Here is a 17,347-nt window from a genome sequence, read left to right as displayed (position 1 = left end):
ACGCGACGCTTTCTATGAGGTTCCGCGCGCCGCGGCTGTCGAGCTTTGCGCTGAACTCGCCGCGGTTTCGCTTTCAGATGGCTTGCGTCAATCGAGCTCGGGCCGCTCGATCAGCGCGGCCGGCCGCGGCTCGCTCGCGCCGCCGTGCGCGCCGGTCTGGCGGTCGATCCAGTTGCGGCGATCCTCGCGCGGCGTGACGCCGAAGCGCTCCCGATACGCATTCGAAAAGTGCGCCGCCGACGCAAACCCGCATGCGAGGCTGATCTGCACGACGGATTTGCTGGTGCGCTGCAATTGCGTGCGCGCCTTCGACAGCCGCAGCCCCAGATAGTATTTGGACGGCATCGAGCCGAGATACTGGCGAAAGAGGCGCTCGAGCTGCCGCCGCGAGACGCCGACGAGGCCGGCGATTTCATCGGTGGTCAACGGGTCCTCGATATTGGCTTCCATCAGCAGCAGCGCGTCGTTCAGGCGCGGATGGCGCTCGCCCGGCGCGGTCACGAACGGAATGCGCTGACGCTCCTCGCCCGCGCGCAGCACGCCTACGCCCAGCGTATCGGCGATGCGCTCCGCGAGTTCGGGCCCGTGCTCGCGGCCGATCATCGCGAGCATGAAGTCGACGGTCGCCTGGCCGCCCGCGCAGGTCGCGCGATCGCGATCGATTTCGAAGATCTGCTGCGTGACGATCGAGCGTTCGAACTGTTCAGAGAACTGCTGATAGGTTTCCCAGTTCACGCTGACGCGATAGCCGGACAGCTGCCCCGCCATCGCGAGCCACCACACGCCGTGGTGGATACCGGTGACGAGCGGCGTGCGCTGACCGACGCGCGCGAGGCTCGCGAGAAACAGCCGGTAGTCGGCGAACTGCTGGAACCGCTCGCTGATGATGATCAGCCAGTCACATGCGATCGCGTCGCCGAACGCGGCATCGGCCGGCCATTGCGCGCCGCCCGCGAGCGGCACCGCGCGGCCGTCCCACGAACATACCTGCACGCGATACAGCGCACGGCCGTCGATTTCATTGGCGAGACTGAGCGCGTCGACGATCGGCCCGACGCCCGACATCGACACGGGCGGCAGTGCCACGATCGCGACCTGGGTCGTGCGAGCCGGGGTGGACGTGCGGGCCATCGGGTGTCCGTGAAAAACGAGCCGCGCGTTACTTCAGGCTGCCGGACAGGAACTGCTTCAGGCGCTCGCTGCGCGGCGCGCTCAGCACCTCGGCGGGATTGCCCTCCTCCTCGGTACGGCCCTGGTGCAGGAACATCACATGGTTCGACACATTGCGCGCGAAGCCCATTTCGTGCGTGACGACGATCATCGTGCGGCCTTCCTCGGCGAGCTTCTGCATCACCTTCAGCACTTCGCCGACGAGTTCGGGGTCGAGCGCGGAGGTCGGTTCGTCGAACAGCATCACATCCGGGTCCATCGCGAGCGCGCGCGCGATCGCGACACGCTGCTGCTGGCCGCCCGACAGATGCGACGGATACTGCTTCTCGAGACGCGGCGCGAGCCCGACCTTCTCCAGATACTCGCGCGCCCGGTCCTCGGCCTCCTTGCGCTTCAGACCGAGCACATGAATCGGCGCTTCGATCACGTTCTCGAGCACGTTCATGTGCGCCCACAGGTTGAAGTGCTGGAACACCATCGCGAGCTTCGTGCGGATGCGCTGCAGCTGCTTGTGATCGGCGACTTCGAGATTGCCGGCGCGATCGGTCTTCGTCTTGACCGCTTCGCCGTCGACGATGATCTGCCCGGCGTTCGGCCGCTCGAGAAAATTGATGCAACGCAGGAAAGTGCTCTTGCCCGAGCCGCTCGCGCCGATGATGCTGATCACGTCGCCCTTGTTCGCGTTGAGCGACACGCCCTTGAGCACTTCGTTGTCGCCGTAGCGCTTGTGGATGTCCTGTACGGCGAGCTTGCAAGCTTCGGTTTGAGTGGTATGGAGCAAGATGCTCTCCCAGTGAGAATACGGATCGGTCTGGTGCGGACGCCGCCCTGCCGAAGCTCGAGGCGCCCGATGCTATGTCGTCAACGCGCGCTCAGTGCGTGCGCACCGCGAGATGCGCGAGCCAGCGACGCTCGGCGCGCCGGAACAGCGCGACGAGCGCGAACGACACCACGAGATAAATCAGCGCCGCGAGCCCGAACGCGTTGAACGACTGGTAGGTCGCCGAATTCGCGTCGCGCGCGACCTTCAGGATGTCGGGCACCGTGGCCGTGAACGCGACCGTCGTCGCGTGCAGCATCAGGATCACTTCGTTACTGTACAACGGCAACGCGCGGCGCAGCGCGGACGGTATCACAATGCGCCGGTACATCGTGAACGCGCTCATGCCGTAGGCACGCGCCGCCTCGACTTCGCCGTGCGAGGTCGAGCGGATCGCGCCCGCGAAAATCTCGGTCGTGTACGCGCAGGTGTTCAAGGCGAACGCGAGGATCGCACAGTGAAAGCCGCTGCGAAAGAACGCGTCGAGCAGACTGTGCGAACGCACGAACGCGAGACTGTACACGCCGGTGTAGATCAACAGCAGCTGGACGTAGAGCGGCGTGCCGCGAAATACGTAGGTGTACAGACGTACCGGCGTCGACAGCCAGCGCTTCTTCGACACGCGCGCAACCGCGAGCGGCACGGCGCACACGAAGCCGATCGCGATCGACGCGACCAGCAGCCACAGCGTGACCGCGAGACCCGACAGGCGTTGCCCGTCCCAGAACAGATACGCCTTCCAGAATTGATTGAGGATGTCGATCATGACGCTCAGAGCTCCGCGTGTCGCACGCCGATCGAATAGCGGCGGTTCAGCCAGATCAGCACGAGGTTCGATACGGTGGTGATCGCCAGATAGATCAGCGCGGCGACGAGGATGAAGAAGAACATGTTGAAGGTACTCTTGCCCGCGTCCTGCGCGGCCTTGACGACGTCGGCGAGACCGATGATCGACACGAGCGCGGTGGCCTTCACGAGCACCTGCCAGTTGTTGCCGATGCCGGGCAGCGCGAAGCGCATCATCTGCGGGAACAGGATGCGCGTGAACACGCGCACGCCGCTCATGCCGTACGCGCTGCCCGCTTCGAGCTGGCCGCGCGGCACCGCGAGAAAGGCGCCGCGAAAAGTCTCGGTGAAATACGCGCCGTAGATGAAACCGAGCGTCAGCACGCCGGCCACGAACGGATCGATGTCGATCTGCTCGATGCTGAACATGTCGGTCAGATCATTGAGCCAGATCTGGATGCTGTAGAACAGCAGCAGCATCAGCACGAGGTCGGGCACCGAGCGGATCAGCGTCGTGTAGCCGGTCGCGATGACCCGCAAGGGCCGGTTGAACGAGAGTTTCGCCGCCGCGCCCGCGAGGCCGAGTAACACAGCGGCCGCCAGCGACAGAACGGACAGCTCGATCGTCTGAAGCGTGCCGGCGAGCAGCACGGGACCAAAGCCGTATAGGCACACGCGTGTCTCCATCCAGGTTCGTAGAATTGGCGCGGATGGCGGCGGCTTCATGGGCTGCTCGCTGCTCCGGCATGGCGCGGAGTCTCGCAAGCTGAAATCAATTTCTCAAATACCGGGCGGGTGGTTTGCTGCGACGCAACATGGCGCTTCGACGCACGAGGGAACGCTCGTAGCGCTTGGTTTCACAGGGGTTATCGTCTTGTCGCACGCGCGGCGCGCGCCTGGCCGTGCGGCGATTTCGCAAGTTTTGGGTCGCTTTTTCGATAGGCCGCGCCGACGGCGGTGGCACCGCCCGAACGCGTCGCGCTGTTGCATCGGCGCGTCCACGCCGGCTCCGACGCCTGACAGCCCGCGCTCAGTCGAGCCCGAGCCGCGCGCGAATCGCCGGCAGCATCTGCTCGACCGCCTCGCGCCCTTCCTCGATGGCTGGCGCCGCGCGATGAAAATCGAAGATGCCCATGCCGCCGAGACGCGGCTGGATCAGGATATCGGCCGGTTCGCCAGCGAGCCGGCTGCGCGTGATGCGCACCTGCATGATGTCGATGCTTTGCGCGATCGAGCTCAGCATCGACGGCACCTGCGCGCTTGGCTTCGGCGGCACGCGCACGTCGTCGGTGGCGCTCGCCTCGGCTGGCGCGAGCCAGCGCGGCCACGGCTTGCCGTTGCGGCGCAGCGCGACGGGCGGCGGCGCGGTGGGATCGAGCGCGGGCGTTTCGATGACCGCGCCGCCGAAGTCGCGGCCGTTCAGGATGTCGTTGTTCAGATCGATCGCGATCACGCAGTCCGCGCGCATGCCACGCGCGACCGACACCGGCACCGGATTGCTGAGCCCGCCGTCGACGAGCCACACGCCGTTGTGCCATACCGGCGTGAAGATGCCCGGAATCGCAATCGACGCGCGCACCGAGTCGATCGTGCTGCCGTCCTGCAGCCAGATTTCGCGGCCCGTGTCGAGTTCGGTCGCGACCGCCGCGAACGGCATGTGCAATTGCGCAATCGACCGGCCGGCGAATTTGTCGGCGAATAGCTGGATCACCTTGCGCCCGCCAAGCAGGCCGCCCGAGATGCGCAGATCGAGCAGCCGCACCACGGTCTGCCACGTGAGACGCGACACCCACTCCTCGAGCCAGTCGAGATCGCCGTTCGCATAGACCGCGCCGACCAGCGCGCCGATCGACGTGCCGCACACGACGTCGGGCCTGATGCCCGCGTCTTGCAGCGCGCGAATCGCGCCGATATGCGCCCAGCCGCGCGCGGCGCCGCCCCCCAACACCAGCCCGATCCGGCTGTATCGACGTCGACGTATCATGCCTGCCCCGCTTTTTCGGCCCGCTTATCCGGCCGTCTTCTATTCGACATTGCCCCCGCCTATCGCCCGCGGATCACGTCCGAGCGTGACGTGGTGTACACCCTCTGGTTCCGGTCGAAGTGAACGTTGAAGATGCCTTCTTCGGTCACGCCGCCCTCGCGCCATTTCCAGCTCCACACGGTTTCCGGCTTCAGCGGAAAGACCGCCACCTGTCCAGGCTTGCCAAGCAAGCGCCGCACCTCGTCCTCGGTCATGCCCGAGCGAACCTGCGCGAAGTTGTCCGCGGTCAGCACCTGCGTGATCGCCTGCAGCTTGCCGTCGCGATCGATGTCGACCATGTAGGTGTTCAGGCCTTGCGGGCCGCGCGGATATTCGAAGCGCTTCGAGCCGTCGGTGAAGGTGCGCGTGGTCTCGGGCTTGCCCATCTGCGCGAGGATTTGCGCTTCGGTCGTGACGCCCGGCGTCATGTTCTTGAGCAGCAACGCGTCCGGTTTGACGGCATTGAAAAAGTCCTTGAGTTTTTGCACGGCTTGATCGCTCTGCTGTTGGTCGCAGCCGGTCAGCGCAAAGCACGCTATCAGTAGCGTGACGCCCAGTGGTTTGAGGCTCACTTCGGTTCCTGTCCGGATGTGTGGGATCTGTCGTCGCGGCGCCTGGCCGGTCTGTAGTGTGTACTACAAGGATAACCGCGCACGGAGAAAACCGCGAGCAACGCGGGCGCGACGGGTGCGGCTACGCACGCAACGTGTTGCGCGCAGCACTAATGGATCGGCTGAGGTCCGTCGAGATGGGCACGCCAGAAGCAAAAAGGCGACGCTGTGTACAGCGTCGCCATGTCGGTCGATAGGATCAACCGGAAGTGACGGCGGCTCATTAGCCGCCTTGCGCGAGGCACCGCGGACGACGCGCAGCGGTTTGCTCCAGACGAAGCGATGAGCAACCTTGGCTACTCACCTTGCGCCATCGCCGAATGACAAACCGCTGCCTTTTATGGCCGCCCTGGTCCCTCGAAAAGCCTTCCAGATGCCGCTAATCTAAACGCATCGGAGAGTTTCGACGAGAGCGCGTTTACACCGAATCGGCAGAAGATTCGCGCGGCGCAAGAGGGGTGCCGGATGGCCGGCCCCCGGATGGCCGGCCCCCGGATGGCCGGCCCCCGGATCGCCGGCCGCCGGATGGCCGGCCCCCGGATCGCCGGCCGATCAAATCACACGAAAGCCGTGCGTGCCGTCGCGCGCGAGTTGCGCGACGAGCCCATGCTCCCACTCCAGATACGCGCTCATCGCTTCGAGCGCGTTCTCGGTGCCCTCATACGGCCGCTGATAACGATCGATCCGCGGCGACGCCATCCGCGTGCCGCCCGACTCCACGGGCAAGCCCGCGTCGATCCACGCGATCGTGCCGCCGCGCAGCACCTGCACCGGCCGCCCGGTCGCCGCGGCGAGCTCCGGCGCGACGAAGCGCGCGAGCACGTCGCAGCCGCACGTGAGCACGTAGCGCTTCGCGTCGGGCAGTGTGCGCAGCGCGTCGGCGAGCTGACTGCGGATCACGAACCACGCGCCCGGAATATGCCGCCTCAGATAGTGCGTGCTGCTCGTGAAGTCGAGCACGACGGTTCCCGTCGACTGCAGCAGCGCGGCGAGCTCGGCCGGCGCGATGTCGTCGACGTCGGGCGGCGTGACCGCGTTGCGCGCCAACGGCGCCATGCCCTTCTCGGCGAAATCGGCCGCCGTCAGGCCATCGACCACGTACACCTCTATGTTCATCTGCGCCAGCCACGATGCGGTCATGTTCGCGCGCACACCGTCGCTGTCCGCGAGGATCACGCGCGCGCCGCGCACCGTCACGAACAGGTCGGTTTCCTGCACGAGCTGGCCGCCCGGCGCGCTGCGAAAACCGGGAACGTGGCCCGCCTCGTATTCCTCGGGGTTGCGAACGTCGAAGCGATAGACGGTACGCATCGCTTCGTCGGCCCAGCGGCGCGCTTCGTCGCGCGACGTGCGGCGCACGCGCGCCCGGTCGGCAAGCGCGCGCGCGCCGTCTGCCGCGGCGAGACGGGAAGCGTCGTCGACCGCGCCTTCGACACGCCGAGCGCTGCCATGCGCGAGCGGTTGACCGGCGAGCGTCCAGCCCATCGTGCCGTTGCGCAGCGCGGCCACCGGATTCGGCACGCCCGCGTTGATCAGCGACTGCGCGCCGATGATGCTGCGCGTGCGCCCCGCGCAATTGACGATGATGCGCGTGGCCGGATCCGGCGCGAGCTGCCGCGCGCGCAGCACCAGCTCCGCGCCCGGCACGCTGATGCTGCCGGGGATGTTCATGATCTGAAACTCGTCGAAGCGGCGCGCGTCGAGCACCACGACATCGGCCTCGCGATCGAGCAGCGCCTGCACCTGCTGCGCGGACAGCGACGGCGTATGACGCACGCTTTCGACCAGTTCGCCGAACGCCTTGCTCGGCACGTTGACATCCTTGAACAACTCGCCGCCCGCTTCGCGCCAGCCTTGCAGGCCGCCTTCCAGCAAGGCGACGTTGGTATAGCCGAGTTCGGCGAAGCGCTCGGCCGCACGCCTCGCGAGGCCTTCGCCGGCATCGAACACGACGATCGGCACGGCCGGGCGCGGCAGCCGCAGCGGCGCGTCGAGTTCGAGCCGCGACAGCGGCAGATTGGCGGCGAACAACGGATGACTGCGCGCGTGCGGATCTTCCTCACGCACGTCGACAAGCGCGATCTCCTCGCGGTCGAGCAATGCATGGGACACGTCTTGGAATGACCGGGTACGAAACTCTTTGACGACATTCATGGGATCGGGAACTCCTTCGCTACATTCCGGATGTCCGGCAACGGGTCGCGTCACCGCACCGATACTTAACCGTACACTCGAATTCCGATCGGCGCACGGTCACTCGCTGGATTGCTGATTCGGGCGCACTGCGAATGCGAAGCACCGCCGCACGAACACGCTACGCATGCGCAATTTCCGCGCCATGGGTCGCGCCTCAGCGCGCCTCATCGGTCCTGCCGACCCTTCCGTCGACAGGGGCATCGCCGCGCCGCCAGCAGAAAAGGCGCCGCTTTGCCACAATGCCCCATCGCGCGAAAGCGCCGCCCATCGCAATCAACAGACAATGATCCCCTTCTCGGTTCTCGATCTTTCGCCGGTCACCGCGGGTGCCACGCCGGCTGACGCGTTCAGGAACACACTGTCACTCGCGCAGCACGCGGAAAAGCTGAACTACAAGCGTTACTGGCTCGCCGAGCATCACAACATGACCGGTATCGCGAGCGCGGCGACCTCGGTCGTGATCGGCTACGTGGCCGGCGGCACGAAGACGATTCGCGTCGGCTCCGGCGGCATCATGCTGCCGAACCATGCGCCGCTCGTGATCGCCGAGCAGTTCGGCACGCTCGCGTCGCTGTATCCGGGGCGGATCGATCTCGGCCTCGGCCGCGCGCCCGGCACCGATCAGACCACCGCTCGCGCGCTGCGCCGCGATCTCCAGGCGAGCGCCGAAACCTTCCCCGACGACGTCGTCGAATTGCAACGGTATTTCGCCGAGCCGGTCGCGGGCCAGCGCATTCGCGCGGTGCCGGGCGCGGGCCTGAACGTGCCGCTGTGGCTGCTCGGTTCGTCGCTGTACAGCGCGCAACTGGCCGCGGCGCTCGGGCTGCCGTTCGCGTTCGCGTCGCACTTCGCGCCCGATTACATGATGACCGCGTTGCAGGTGTATCGCACGCAGTTCCGGCCGTCCGCGACGCTGGCGAAGCCCTATGCGATGGTCGGCGTCAATCTGTTCGCCGCCGACACGAACGACGAAGCCGCACGGCTGTTCACGTCGCTGCAGCAGCAGTTCATCAATCTGCGGCGCGGCACGCCGGGACAATTGCAGCCGCCGGTCGAGCGGCTCGACGCGTCGGAGATGGAGTTGAACAACGTCGCGCGTGCGCTCGCCTGCACGGTGCTCGGCGATCGCGACGCAATCCGCGAAGGTCTGCAATCGATCATCGGGCAGACCGGCGCGAACGAGTTGATGCTGACCGCGCAGATTTACGATCACGCCGCGCGGCTGCGCTCGTTCGAGATCGGCGCCGAGGTGCGCGATGAAATGATGGCGGCCAGATAAGCGGTTCGCGAACCGATCGGCGGACACGGCGACGCACGAAAAAAGGGCGACTCATGGCAAGCCGCGCTTGTCTTTGCACTGAGTTGGGGCCGGTCGTGTGAGAAGCCGGCCCAATGCCTTCGGGGTCTAGAAGGCGCTTTTTATAACGCCCCCGTCGGCCCGCAACGCGGCTCCCGTCGTGGCCGACGAAAGCGGACTGGCGATATAGGCCACGAGCGACGCGATTTCCTGCGGCGAACCAAATCGCTTGATGAGCGAGGTGGGACGGACCTTCTCGAAGAACTCTGTTTCGAACGCTTCAAACGATTTGCCGTCGGCCTTGGCAAGGGTCTCCACGAATTCACCGACTCCCCGCGATTTCGTCGGCCCCGGCAGCACGCTATTGACTGTAATGCCCGTGCCGGCAACGGCTTCGGCGAGCCCCCGCGAGACCGCCAGCTGCGCGGTTTTCGTCATCCCGTAGTGGATCATTTCAGCGGGAATCTGCACCGCGCTTTCGCTCGAAATGAAAATGATGCGCCCCCAGTTGGCCTGCCTCATCGCAGGCAAAAACAGGCGAGCGAGGCGTACCCCACTCAAGACATTGACGTCGAAGAACCGCTGCCAGTCCGCATCGGGAATCTCTTCAAACGGCTTGGGCTCGAAGATGCCCAGGTTGTTGACCAGAATTTCCACGTCCGGATAGCGTCGCGCGAGCTCTTCTGCTGAAGCGGCGGTACTGAGATCGCCCGCAAATCCCTGCACGTCGCTGCCCGTCTGCGCTTTCAGCTGCGCGACCACGTCGTCCACAGATGACTGGGCGCGGCCGTTCACGATCACACGAGCGCCCTCCTGCGCCAACGTGCTGGCGATCGCGAGACCGATGCCGGCTGTGCTGCCGCTCACCAGTGCGAGCTTGCCTGTCAGGTTCAGGTCCATGGGTGATTTCCTTTCAATGGATGAATTAAAAATGGCGACTTCGGGTCTTGAACGTCGGATGCCGCGTAGGCCGCAGTGCCGGCAAACGCGAGTTGGTGCCAGTGTTCACGCGTCTGCATCGTCTCTGTCTCCCGTCTGCGGCGAAAAGTGGCACGAGCACAGATGCCCTGTGCACGGTAATCCGGGGCGTAACGAACACCTTGGCGCGGCGGCTTCCTCGGTGTGTATGTGTGGGGGAACGCACATGAGTGGCGGGCGCACAGCGAAGCAGGCAGACCTGAAGTACGTGTAAGAGAAGGAAAACAAGGCCATGTCAGCGATTTTCCAACTTCGTTTGGCTAAGTGATGGTGGCGCCCAAACTCGCATCATCGCGATTCACTGGGGATGCGCGCTCCGCGCAGATCACGCCCGGATGGCATGACGTGTGCGTTGTGTGCTGCAAGCAGCCGGCCGCTTAAATGTTTCTACAACCCTCTTGTTCAAGGAGACACATCATGAATACGCTGACCATCGACGACATCCAGAACGCTGCAGAACTTGATCACCAGGAGATGACCAAAATCCAAGGTGGCCGGATGAAACTACCCGGCCAGCACATCGGCTCGATCCTCACGTCCGCTGATGGCGACCCTGTCGGCGTCTATGTCGACGGCGTGCTGCAAAACTCGGTCACCGACGGCTTCTACCACGGCTGACAGCAAAGGAGGCGCGCAGCCCTGCGCGCCTGATGCCGTCGGTGTGGCCAGTGCGTGCGTGACGGCACCCTGGAAGTTCGAATCGAGCCACGCTTTGGCACATGACATCCCTAACTGCAATCCTAGGCCAACGCCCGGGACCCCGCACGACCTTGCGACCATATCAGGATCGGGCTATTTCGCGTTGTGTTTGGCAAGGCGAAACTCGCGAAAAACTCGTCTGCCGCGTCGCGAGACGCGTCTGACGCTCATGCAAGCGTCGGTGCGGTGGTATGGCTCACTGCCCGGTGACTTGCCAGGTCAGGACGGGGTGCGTGGCCCCGGGCGGCATCGTCCAGGCGCCACTCGGACCGAAGTCCCAGCCGACGAAACTCGCCGGGGCGCTCATCTGGGCGGTAGTGAGCCCGTTCGACGCTGGCAGGTTGCCGCCGCCCGACGACTGTCCCGTTGTCTGTACGTTCCAGTAGACGTCGCTCCCAATGCCAACGCAGCCGGGGTAGCCGCAGATGCCGCCGACGAAGATCGAGGCCGAACTCACGGGACCCGTCGCGAAAGACTGTGTGATCGTTCCGTGGTCGGCGTTGGTCACCGCGAGTCCTCCTGCGTACCCGAAAACGTTATCTGCGGTGACTGATCCGGTTGTGTATGACTCAGTGATCGTGCCTCCGTTATTGATGACCAGCCCGCCGGCAACACCAGCCCGGACGGTTGCGCTGCTGCCCGAGCGCGCGATCAGCCCGTCGTTCTCAAAGACAAGTCCGGCGAACCAGTCGGTTGAACCGCTGGTCTCTGAAACAATGGCCCCGGATGTAAAGACGTTGGCGATCATTCCGTAGTTGTAAACGGCGAGTATCCCGGCGTAGGAAAGATTGTTAGCCGTTGTGCTGACGTTCGACTTGACGTTCACGTCGCGCACGACACCGGTTGCGCCAATCTCACCAAAAATCGCGAAATCGCTCGGCAAGACGTTGGAAATCGTATGCCACATACCGTCGAACTGGCCCGTGAAATCGAACGCGAATGTTGTGAACGCGACATTGCTCCCATCAATGTCCTTGCCGAGTGCGTAGTTGCCGGCAAGATTGTTCTCGATGCTCTGCAGGTCCGTGACCGAATTGACGAGTTGATAGCCGGTGATCTGCGTCACGAGGCCGCTATAAAGCGGCGCGCTCCAGGCCGCATTGCCGACAAGCGTGCCGGGGCTGTAACTGCCGTTCATATCGTAGAGCGTGCTGACGATGCCCGTACTTTTCGACCAGTCGATGGTGCCATTGTTGATGACGCTGCCGCCGTTATCGATGCCCGAAGCGTCGGAGCGCAAGGCCAGATTGCCCGCACCATTGTTCGCTATCGTCGTGCCCGTCGTCACGGAGACGTTGTGGTACGCGGCAAGCGTGAGCGAAGCCGGACCGCTCCAGTTCAGGCTCGAAGCAATGCCCAGGTCGCCCGTTGCGCCGTTCGCGCCTGTGGTCGTGACATCGATCGACGTGCCCGCGTTCAGGCTGCGCTGCAACGCGCGCGCGGCGGCATCATCGATCGTGAAAGCCGGCGTCAAAAGGTTCCATTGGCCCGCGTGAACGGCTGCATGCTTGCCAAAGGCCAGTTGTGCCGCTTGCGTATCGACGGTTCCGCCGCTGCCGTCGGCGTTGCTTGCGGCGATCTTGCCGAGTTGACTGACACGGCCGCCATCGGCGACGAGCCACACGTGGCCATCACGATTCGCCGTGCCCGTCGCGCGGATGCGCGTGCCGCCGCCAGCGAGCGCGTAGACATTGCCGTCGGCGGCTTGCAGGCTGACCTGCGCGGCCTTTATGTGCCCTCTATTGACCACGGTGCCCTGACTGCCCATCTGCACGAACACCTGTCTGCTGCTGCCCGAGTCCTGTAGCAACACCTGTTTGCCTGCAGCCAGTTCGGCCGTGCCGTTGGGCGCTGCGATAGTGCCCGCGTTGATGACGGCGCCGCGCGCGATCAGGAACACATCGCCGCTGCTCGAACTGATCTTGCCGAGGTTGATCACGCTTGCGTTCGGGTCGCCCGACAACGTGAGGGAACCACCGCCCTGCATGAACGCGTCGTTGCAGACATCGAGCGTTGACGCGACGAAACGGCCACCGGTGCTGATCACGCCCGATGGCCCCACGACGATGCCTTGCGGATTGATCACATACAGGCTGCCCGTCGCACTGAGCCGGCCGAAGATGGCGGACGGCGAACCGCCCGTCACACGGTTCAGCGTCGCGCCCGAGCCGTTGTCGAACGTCACGCTGTTGTTCCTGCCGATCGAAAAACTGTTCCACTCGATCACGCCGCGCGTCGAACCCGGTTGCGTGACCACGAGGCCGTTGCCCTGGCTTGCTATCGCGCCGGCGCCGGCCACGTAAGTGCCGCCTTGTGGAAGTTTGCCCGCCGCGAGCGTCGCATGGGCAAAGGACAGTCCGGTGAGTGCGCTGCCGATGACGAGCCACCGGCGTCCGGCTGGCTGCCGACGATGCAGTGCGCGTCGCGCGGGCCGAGGTAGTTCTGGACGTGACATACACCCCCCTTTCCGCGTGGGGCGCGGAATGGCCGACGACGACCCGCAGAGCCGGCCTGAACCGCGTTAGTCGTAGCGTCTGAAGAATAGCCGCTGGAGTGGCGGATGCATGCCGATATCTCTGCGTTTTGCGCCTTCTTCGCGCTTTTATTCTGTGCGCTTGTGGCCGCCTGGCGTGTACCGGCATCTGCGGATGCTTTTACGAAATCAACGCGAAACTGCGCCACGACGCGACTGGGTTCTGCCAGTCGCCTGTGACACGTGCTGTGGACAGCCTATGGCGATGGACGATACCGGCGCTCGTGTCCCAAAGGCCAGGGACCGTTTGCAATGCGGAGCCGACGTCTGAACGTCTGTCTAACGGGGGCGAATGACGCTTGATGGCCGCCTGCTGCCCGATGCGTTTTGGCTCATGCCGACCCCTTGCAGACCTTCGGGTCTTCGTGCCCCCAACGTCCCGTTCTAAAAGTCCAGCCGCCATTCGTTGACGCCTGGCGCCTTTCAAAGTCTGCCGCTCTGCCGCGAGCGCCCGTGGATTATCGGCTTAGGGCGGCCTGGGCCCGTTGCAGCCACTCGCTATTATGATCACGGGCGTGGCGTGGCCAATGCTTGGCATCGTGCACGAAAAGTTCGCGCGCACGCTGGCGGTCGGCATCGTCGGGCTGCGCCGTTAGCCAATCGGCGTACAGGCAACGGGGTGCAGCATCGCTTGCGCTGGTGAGCGCCGTCTCGACCGCGGCGCGCGTGCCTGGTGCGCAATTCGTGGCCAAAGCCGTGGATACAGCAAGGCAGGCTCGGGTTGCTGGCGGGCGAGGGGATGAACGGCGAACGGTTTTTCCAGCGTGTCTGCGTGGCCCAAGCATTGCCGTTGGCAAACTGCGCGCGCGCCAGCCCTTGGAGTACAGCCGGATTGGATGAGAACGGCCCATTGGCCGCCGATCGGAAATGCTCCAGGGCTTCGGCGGCATTTCCGGCATCGAGCAGCGCGGCACCCAGCCGCATGCGATGCGCGACGGTCGGCGCGCGATCGAATTCCGTGCGCGCCTCGCGCACCGCTCGGTTGGGATCGACAAGCTGCGAGAGGGCCCTCGTTGCCGCCCTCGCACCACGCGACTGCCGCAGAGTGGGCAAGTAAATGACAAAGAAGTAGACCAAACTGCCAAGGCCAGGGAAAAGAAACATTTGGCGCGCGTCTGACGCCGACTGCTGGGACGTGGGCGGCGTTATCGCTCTTCGCGTTCGTTACAAGAGGCGGGCAATTTCGGGGGAGGCCACGCCGAACCGACGCCGCCCAGGTTCTGAGTCAAGTTGGCGCGATATATACCAAAGTCCAATTGCCTTCACTCCCGACGGCGCCGATACTGCTTGAAGGAAATTCCGCACGCTGCACGCAGACCTTGCGGAATCGCCGAATCGGTCAGTTCCCTTGTTCTTTCCGAGGGTCATCAATAGCGGGTGGCCTTTTTTGCCGTCCCCCGCATGAGTCTGGGAGTGTTACATGAAGCGCTTTGTGACTGCCACCTGTCTTCTGGGAGCCGTTATCGTGATGCCGGCATGGGCGCAAGCCCCGACAAAAATGAATCCGCTGAAAATGAAATGCGAGGACTTCGTGGCGGTAGATGAAGCTTACCGACCCGCTGTCGTCTACTACGTGGCGGGAGTGGACAAGCTCGGCGTAACGGAAACTGACACGATGGTGGCGGATACTGCGACACCAATCGACGCGCTTATTGCCGAGTGCCAGAAGTCGCCGAAGGCGTCGTTTCGTACGAAGGTCCGGCAGATGTACAAGAGCGGTCAACTCGCGATCTTCGACCATCACTGAGCGGGCCGGTCGGGTCCATGTCAGTGCACGTGAGAGGACGAGGCGGCCGCGCGGACTGCGGATGCCCGCGGTTGCGTGGACGAGGTCGGCGCGCGAACGGCCGCTTGCTGGTGCAAAATGCTCACCCGAAAGTCTGCCTGGCGATACAGGCGACCGGCGCTTCCTGGGCGGTACTGACCGTTCTACAGGTGATTCTGCGGCGTATCTCGCCGTTGAAAACATTATCTGAAGGACGCAGCTACTACAGCGTCAAGGCGTGCGAGTCTTCAGTGCGACCTTTCCGCCTTTTTCCCCTCGTCTGCTGTACGTAGTGCTGCGTGAGCTGTGACCAGCAGTTTCGCATCGTGGTCTTGGACTGCAGCGTCAACCGTGTCGAACGCTTTCTTCAGATCCTTTTGTGCCAGCTTTGTCGCGCTTCCATTTTCCAAAATGGTTTCGGCTTCCTTTCTCAGGCGCTTAACTAGTTTCGCGGCGCATCTGGTGTCGAGCGTCCCATTGATGACGAACTCACTGATGTAATTCGCCAGCGCGGCCAGCGTCGCAGCGGTCGACTCATTCGCGCCGCTCTTACCGCTCGTTTCGGACTTCTTGCTCATCAGGACTCTCCCGTTAGGACACGCTTCCGCAATGCAGGACCAACGCTACGCTCACGGTCGGTGTCGCATGAAATGGTGACAGATTTCGAGCGAAAATAAGACGGTTTTTTTGGATGAAGAGGCGCTGTCATATCGCAACGTTCGGATATCGGTCGATTGTTGCCGCGGGGGGCTATGGGCGCGGTACCGCGGGGTGAATTTTGGTTTGCTACAGAATTGCTAACAGCTGGAGTGAGCGGCTATATCTGGCGGGCCTTGGGTTTGTCATTCCACCCTCTGAACTATCGCCCACGTGAAGGGGCAAAGCAACTTTGAACGTCCCAGTTCGACCGATGCCGTCGTTCGGTCTTCCGCAGGGTAAGCGGCCGCGTTCAAGGTACAGCCGCCATTCACGCCATCTCGGTTGCGGGCAATCTGCAATGTCGGCTATCGAGGGCCGCGAATTGACCCTACCGAGCACTGCCCGCAGGTCACCAGCGATTGCCCAAGGCAGATTCTCGTTGCGATCACCGGAAATGTAACGAGGCCCGCACTTAGCAATCGTCGAAGTGGTGCTCATGCCGCGCCTGACTTGTGCGCTCGATTCCGGAGCGCATTGGCGCGCTCTCTTGTGCGATTCATGCCGCGGTTATCTTGCCTGGCCGTTTACCCGCAATTCGTAGTTTTGGTAGGAGTTCAGGGGGGCAGCGGGCTATGCGGCAGTCGAACAGAGGGCTGTCGACAACGGCGTGGTGGCCACCGCACCAAGCATCTCTACGGTGTCGCAAACGAGGCTTGACTTCGCAATAGGAACCTCTACCACTCTATTGACACGCTTCGGCAGATTTTTGGCGGCCAGAGGCACCTTGCCCGGGTAAGTACATTCGTCAGACACAGGCGAGCCAGCCAGACTTGGCTGCTCTCGCTCTTTCATTAGCTTCCTTTCGGAGAAAAGCATGAGCGCTCCTCTTTCGCCAGAAACGATTGCCATCGTTAAATCTACTGCTCCCGTCATACAACAGTATGGCGTGGCGATCACGACCCGGATGTACGAGCGACTTTTCGTCGATCCGGAAATGAGAGAGCTTTTCGATGAGGCGGCCCAAAGGTCGGGGGAGCAACCGAAGCGACTGGCTGCCGCGTTACTCGCGTTTGCGAGTAACGCGGACAACCTCGACATTTTGACAGCGGCGATAGAGCACATCGCCGCACGCCACGTAGCGATGCGTGTTAAGCCTGAGCACTATCCTGCGGTCGCTAACGCGTTGCTTCCCGCCATCAAGGATGTGCTCGGCGACGCCGCGGAGGAGCGCGTCCTGAACGCTTGGGGCGAGGCGTACTGGTTTCTGGCAGAAGTCTTGAAGAGCCGCGAGAACAGGCTCTATACGCATAGTGAATGATGCAATTCGGCTTCGTCAGCGACCACAGCTAGATTGCAAAAGTCTCGCGAGACAAAAAGATGTGAACGTCAGAGTGGTTGGCCAACGATGCGACGGACAGGATCGGCGCGCACATGTCTATTCGCGAGCCGGAGCAGACATTTGAATGTCCCGTCGCGCCCTCGGACGAACGGCAGGAGTTGGCCGACGAACGAAACCGCTCGCGCGGTAGAGGGCTCCGGTCCGACGCGGGAGGTCAGGGCGAGGCCGGTCACGCGGTTTTATGTTGGCGAATGAGGCAATCCGCCTCGTTCTCCAGCAGGAGCCGAATCATGACCTCCGCCCAACCGACCGTCAGCCCGCTGCGCCAGCGCATGATCGACGACATGCGTATGCGCCAGCTTGCCCCGAAGACGCAAGCCAACTATGTGCGCATCGTACGCGAGTTCGCCCGATACATCGGGCGCTCGCCTGATACCGCCACCGTCGAGGACCTGCGAACCTACCAGCTGCATCTGGTCGATCATGGCACG

15 protein-coding genes and 1 pseudogene are annotated in these 17,347 nt (G+C 63.6%); 5 read left to right on the top strand and 11 right to left on the bottom strand.

The features are described 5' to 3' along the window. Positions 1-87 precede the first annotated feature (87 nt). The 7 genes from F6X40_RS02510 to F6X40_RS02480 all read right to left on the bottom strand — a co-directional run bounded on the left by F6X40_RS02510 (position 88) and on the right by F6X40_RS02480 (position 7,564). On the bottom strand, positions 88-1,131 hold the full coding sequence (locus tag F6X40_RS02510) for a GlxA family transcriptional regulator (RefSeq protein ID WP_187626710.1): 1,044 nt from the start codon (positions 1,129-1,131) through the stop codon (positions 88-90). 28 nt (positions 1,132-1,159) lie between these two features. Next, on the bottom strand, positions 1,160-1,951 hold the full coding sequence (locus F6X40_RS02505) for an ABC transporter ATP-binding protein (protein WP_184044229.1): 792 nt from the start codon (positions 1,949-1,951) through the stop codon (positions 1,160-1,162). 91 nt (positions 1,952-2,042) lie between these two features. Next, the gene (locus F6X40_RS02500; RefSeq protein ID WP_184044231.1) at positions 2,043-2,756 is read right to left on the bottom strand and encodes an ABC transporter permease; all 714 of its coding nucleotides are present in this window, start codon (positions 2,754-2,756) and stop codon (positions 2,043-2,045) included. Positions 2,757-2,761: 5 nt separating this feature from the next. Further along, positions 2,762-3,451: an ABC transporter permease gene (locus tag F6X40_RS02495; protein WP_187626833.1), complete on the bottom strand. Its 690-nt coding sequence runs from the start codon at positions 3,449-3,451 to the stop codon at positions 2,762-2,764. A gap of 355 nt (positions 3,452-3,806) precedes the next feature. Beyond that, on the bottom strand, positions 3,807-4,760 hold the full coding sequence (locus tag F6X40_RS02490; protein WP_184069999.1) for a patatin-like phospholipase family protein: 954 nt from the start codon (positions 4,758-4,760) through the stop codon (positions 3,807-3,809). A 59-nt stretch (positions 4,761-4,819) separates the two neighbouring features. Then, entirely contained in the window at positions 4,820-5,371 is a 552-nt protein-coding gene (gene bamE, locus F6X40_RS02485; protein ID WP_090803993.1) for an outer membrane protein assembly factor BamE, read from the bottom strand. Positions 5,372-5,962: 591 nt separating this feature from the next. Next, a complete protein-coding gene (locus F6X40_RS02480; protein WP_187626709.1) occupies positions 5,963-7,564 on the bottom strand; it encodes a rhodanese-related sulfurtransferase in 1,602 nt (533 codons plus the stop codon). A gap of 325 nt (positions 7,565-7,889) precedes the next feature. Between F6X40_RS02480 and F6X40_RS02475 the strand changes: the two genes are divergently transcribed. Further along, the gene (locus tag F6X40_RS02475) at positions 7,890-8,885 is read left to right on the top strand and encodes an LLM class flavin-dependent oxidoreductase (RefSeq protein WP_184032906.1); all 996 of its coding nucleotides are present in this window, start codon (positions 7,890-7,892) and stop codon (positions 8,883-8,885) included. A 126-nt stretch (positions 8,886-9,011) separates the two neighbouring features. Here F6X40_RS02475 and F6X40_RS02470 read toward each other — a convergent pair whose 3' ends face one another. Next, entirely contained in the window at positions 9,012-9,803 is a 792-nt protein-coding gene (locus F6X40_RS02470; RefSeq protein WP_184070003.1) for an SDR family NAD(P)-dependent oxidoreductase, read from the bottom strand. Positions 9,804-10,298: 495 nt separating this feature from the next. Here F6X40_RS02470 and F6X40_RS02465 point away from each other — a divergent pair, with 495 nt between their 5' ends. Beyond that, positions 10,299-10,499 (top strand): hypothetical protein, encoded by a 201-nt coding sequence (locus F6X40_RS02465; RefSeq protein WP_184044241.1) that lies wholly within the window; start codon positions 10,299-10,301, stop codon positions 10,497-10,499. A 277-nt stretch (positions 10,500-10,776) separates the two neighbouring features. Here F6X40_RS02465 and F6X40_RS02460 read toward each other — a convergent pair whose 3' ends face one another. Together F6X40_RS02460 and F6X40_RS42090 are read right to left on the bottom strand one after the other, a co-directional pair. Beyond that, complete coding sequence (locus F6X40_RS02460) at positions 10,777-13,035, bottom strand: filamentous hemagglutinin N-terminal domain-containing protein (protein ID WP_187626708.1); 2,259 nt, start codon at positions 13,033-13,035, stop codon at positions 10,777-10,779. Between the two features lie 536 nt (positions 13,036-13,571). Next, positions 13,572-14,217: pseudogene (locus F6X40_RS42090) on the bottom strand (hypothetical protein). A gap of 316 nt (positions 14,218-14,533) precedes the next feature. On the opposite strand from F6X40_RS42090, the gene F6X40_RS02450 reads away from it, so the two are divergent. Beyond that, positions 14,534-14,860 (top strand): HdeA/HdeB family chaperone, encoded by a 327-nt coding sequence (locus F6X40_RS02450; RefSeq protein ID WP_187626707.1) that lies wholly within the window; start codon positions 14,534-14,536, stop codon positions 14,858-14,860. A 266-nt stretch (positions 14,861-15,126) separates the two neighbouring features. On the opposite strand, the gene F6X40_RS02445 is transcribed toward F6X40_RS02450, so the two are convergent. Next, positions 15,127-15,456 carry a hypothetical protein gene (locus tag F6X40_RS02445; RefSeq protein WP_187626706.1) on the bottom strand — a complete coding sequence of 110 codons (330 nt, stop codon included), beginning with the start codon at positions 15,454-15,456 and terminating at the stop codon, positions 15,127-15,129. A gap of 935 nt (positions 15,457-16,391) precedes the next feature. On the opposite strand from F6X40_RS02445, the gene F6X40_RS02440 reads away from it, so the two are divergent. Beyond that, complete coding sequence (locus tag F6X40_RS02440; RefSeq protein WP_184070017.1) at positions 16,392-16,835, top strand: globin domain-containing protein; 444 nt, start codon at positions 16,392-16,394, stop codon at positions 16,833-16,835. Between the two features lie 311 nt (positions 16,836-17,146). Then, positions 17,147-17,347 (top strand): phage integrase N-terminal SAM-like domain-containing protein (locus F6X40_RS02435; RefSeq protein WP_187626705.1); only part of this gene is annotated, 201 nt, incomplete at its 3' end.

This window comes from Paraburkholderia sp. UCT31 (assembly GCF_014397655.1).
Taxonomy (GTDB): Bacteria; Pseudomonadota; Gammaproteobacteria; order Burkholderiales; family Burkholderiaceae; genus Paraburkholderia; species Paraburkholderia tuberum.
Note: the sequence above shows the minus strand (reverse complement) of the source record. Positions and strands in the feature narration are given on the sequence as shown.

Coding starts and splice junctions, on each gene's coding strand:
- F6X40_RS02510 (WP_187626710.1), bottom strand. CDS start 1,131: ATGGCCCGCACGTCCACCCCGGCTCGCACGACCCAGGTCGCGATCGTG.
- F6X40_RS02500 (WP_184044231.1), bottom strand. CDS start 2,756: ATGATCGACATCCTCAATCAATTCTGGAAGGCGTATCTGTTCTGGGAC.
- F6X40_RS02490 (WP_184069999.1), bottom strand. CDS start 4,760: ATGATACGTCGACGTCGATACAGCCGGATCGGGCTGGTGTTGGGGGGC.
- F6X40_RS02480 (WP_187626709.1), bottom strand. CDS start 7,564: ATGAATGTCGTCAAAGAGTTTCGTACCCGGTCATTCCAAGACGTGTCC.
- F6X40_RS02475 (WP_184032906.1), top strand. CDS start 7,890: ATGATCCCCTTCTCGGTTCTCGATCTTTCGCCGGTCACCGCGGGTGCC.
- F6X40_RS02470 (WP_184070003.1), bottom strand. CDS start 9,803: ATGGACCTGAACCTGACAGGCAAGCTCGCACTGGTGAGCGGCAGCACA.
- F6X40_RS02465 (WP_184044241.1), top strand. CDS start 10,299: ATGAATACGCTGACCATCGACGACATCCAGAACGCTGCAGAACTTGAT.
- F6X40_RS02460 (WP_187626708.1), bottom strand. CDS start 13,035: ATGTCACGTCCAGAACTACCTCGGCCCGCGCGACGCGCACTGCATCGT.
- F6X40_RS02450 (WP_187626707.1), top strand. CDS start 14,534: ATGAAGCGCTTTGTGACTGCCACCTGTCTTCTGGGAGCCGTTATCGTG.
- F6X40_RS02445 (WP_187626706.1), bottom strand. CDS start 15,456: ATGAGCAAGAAGTCCGAAACGAGCGGTAAGAGCGGCGCGAATGAGTCG.
- F6X40_RS02440 (WP_184070017.1), top strand. CDS start 16,392: ATGAGCGCTCCTCTTTCGCCAGAAACGATTGCCATCGTTAAATCTACT.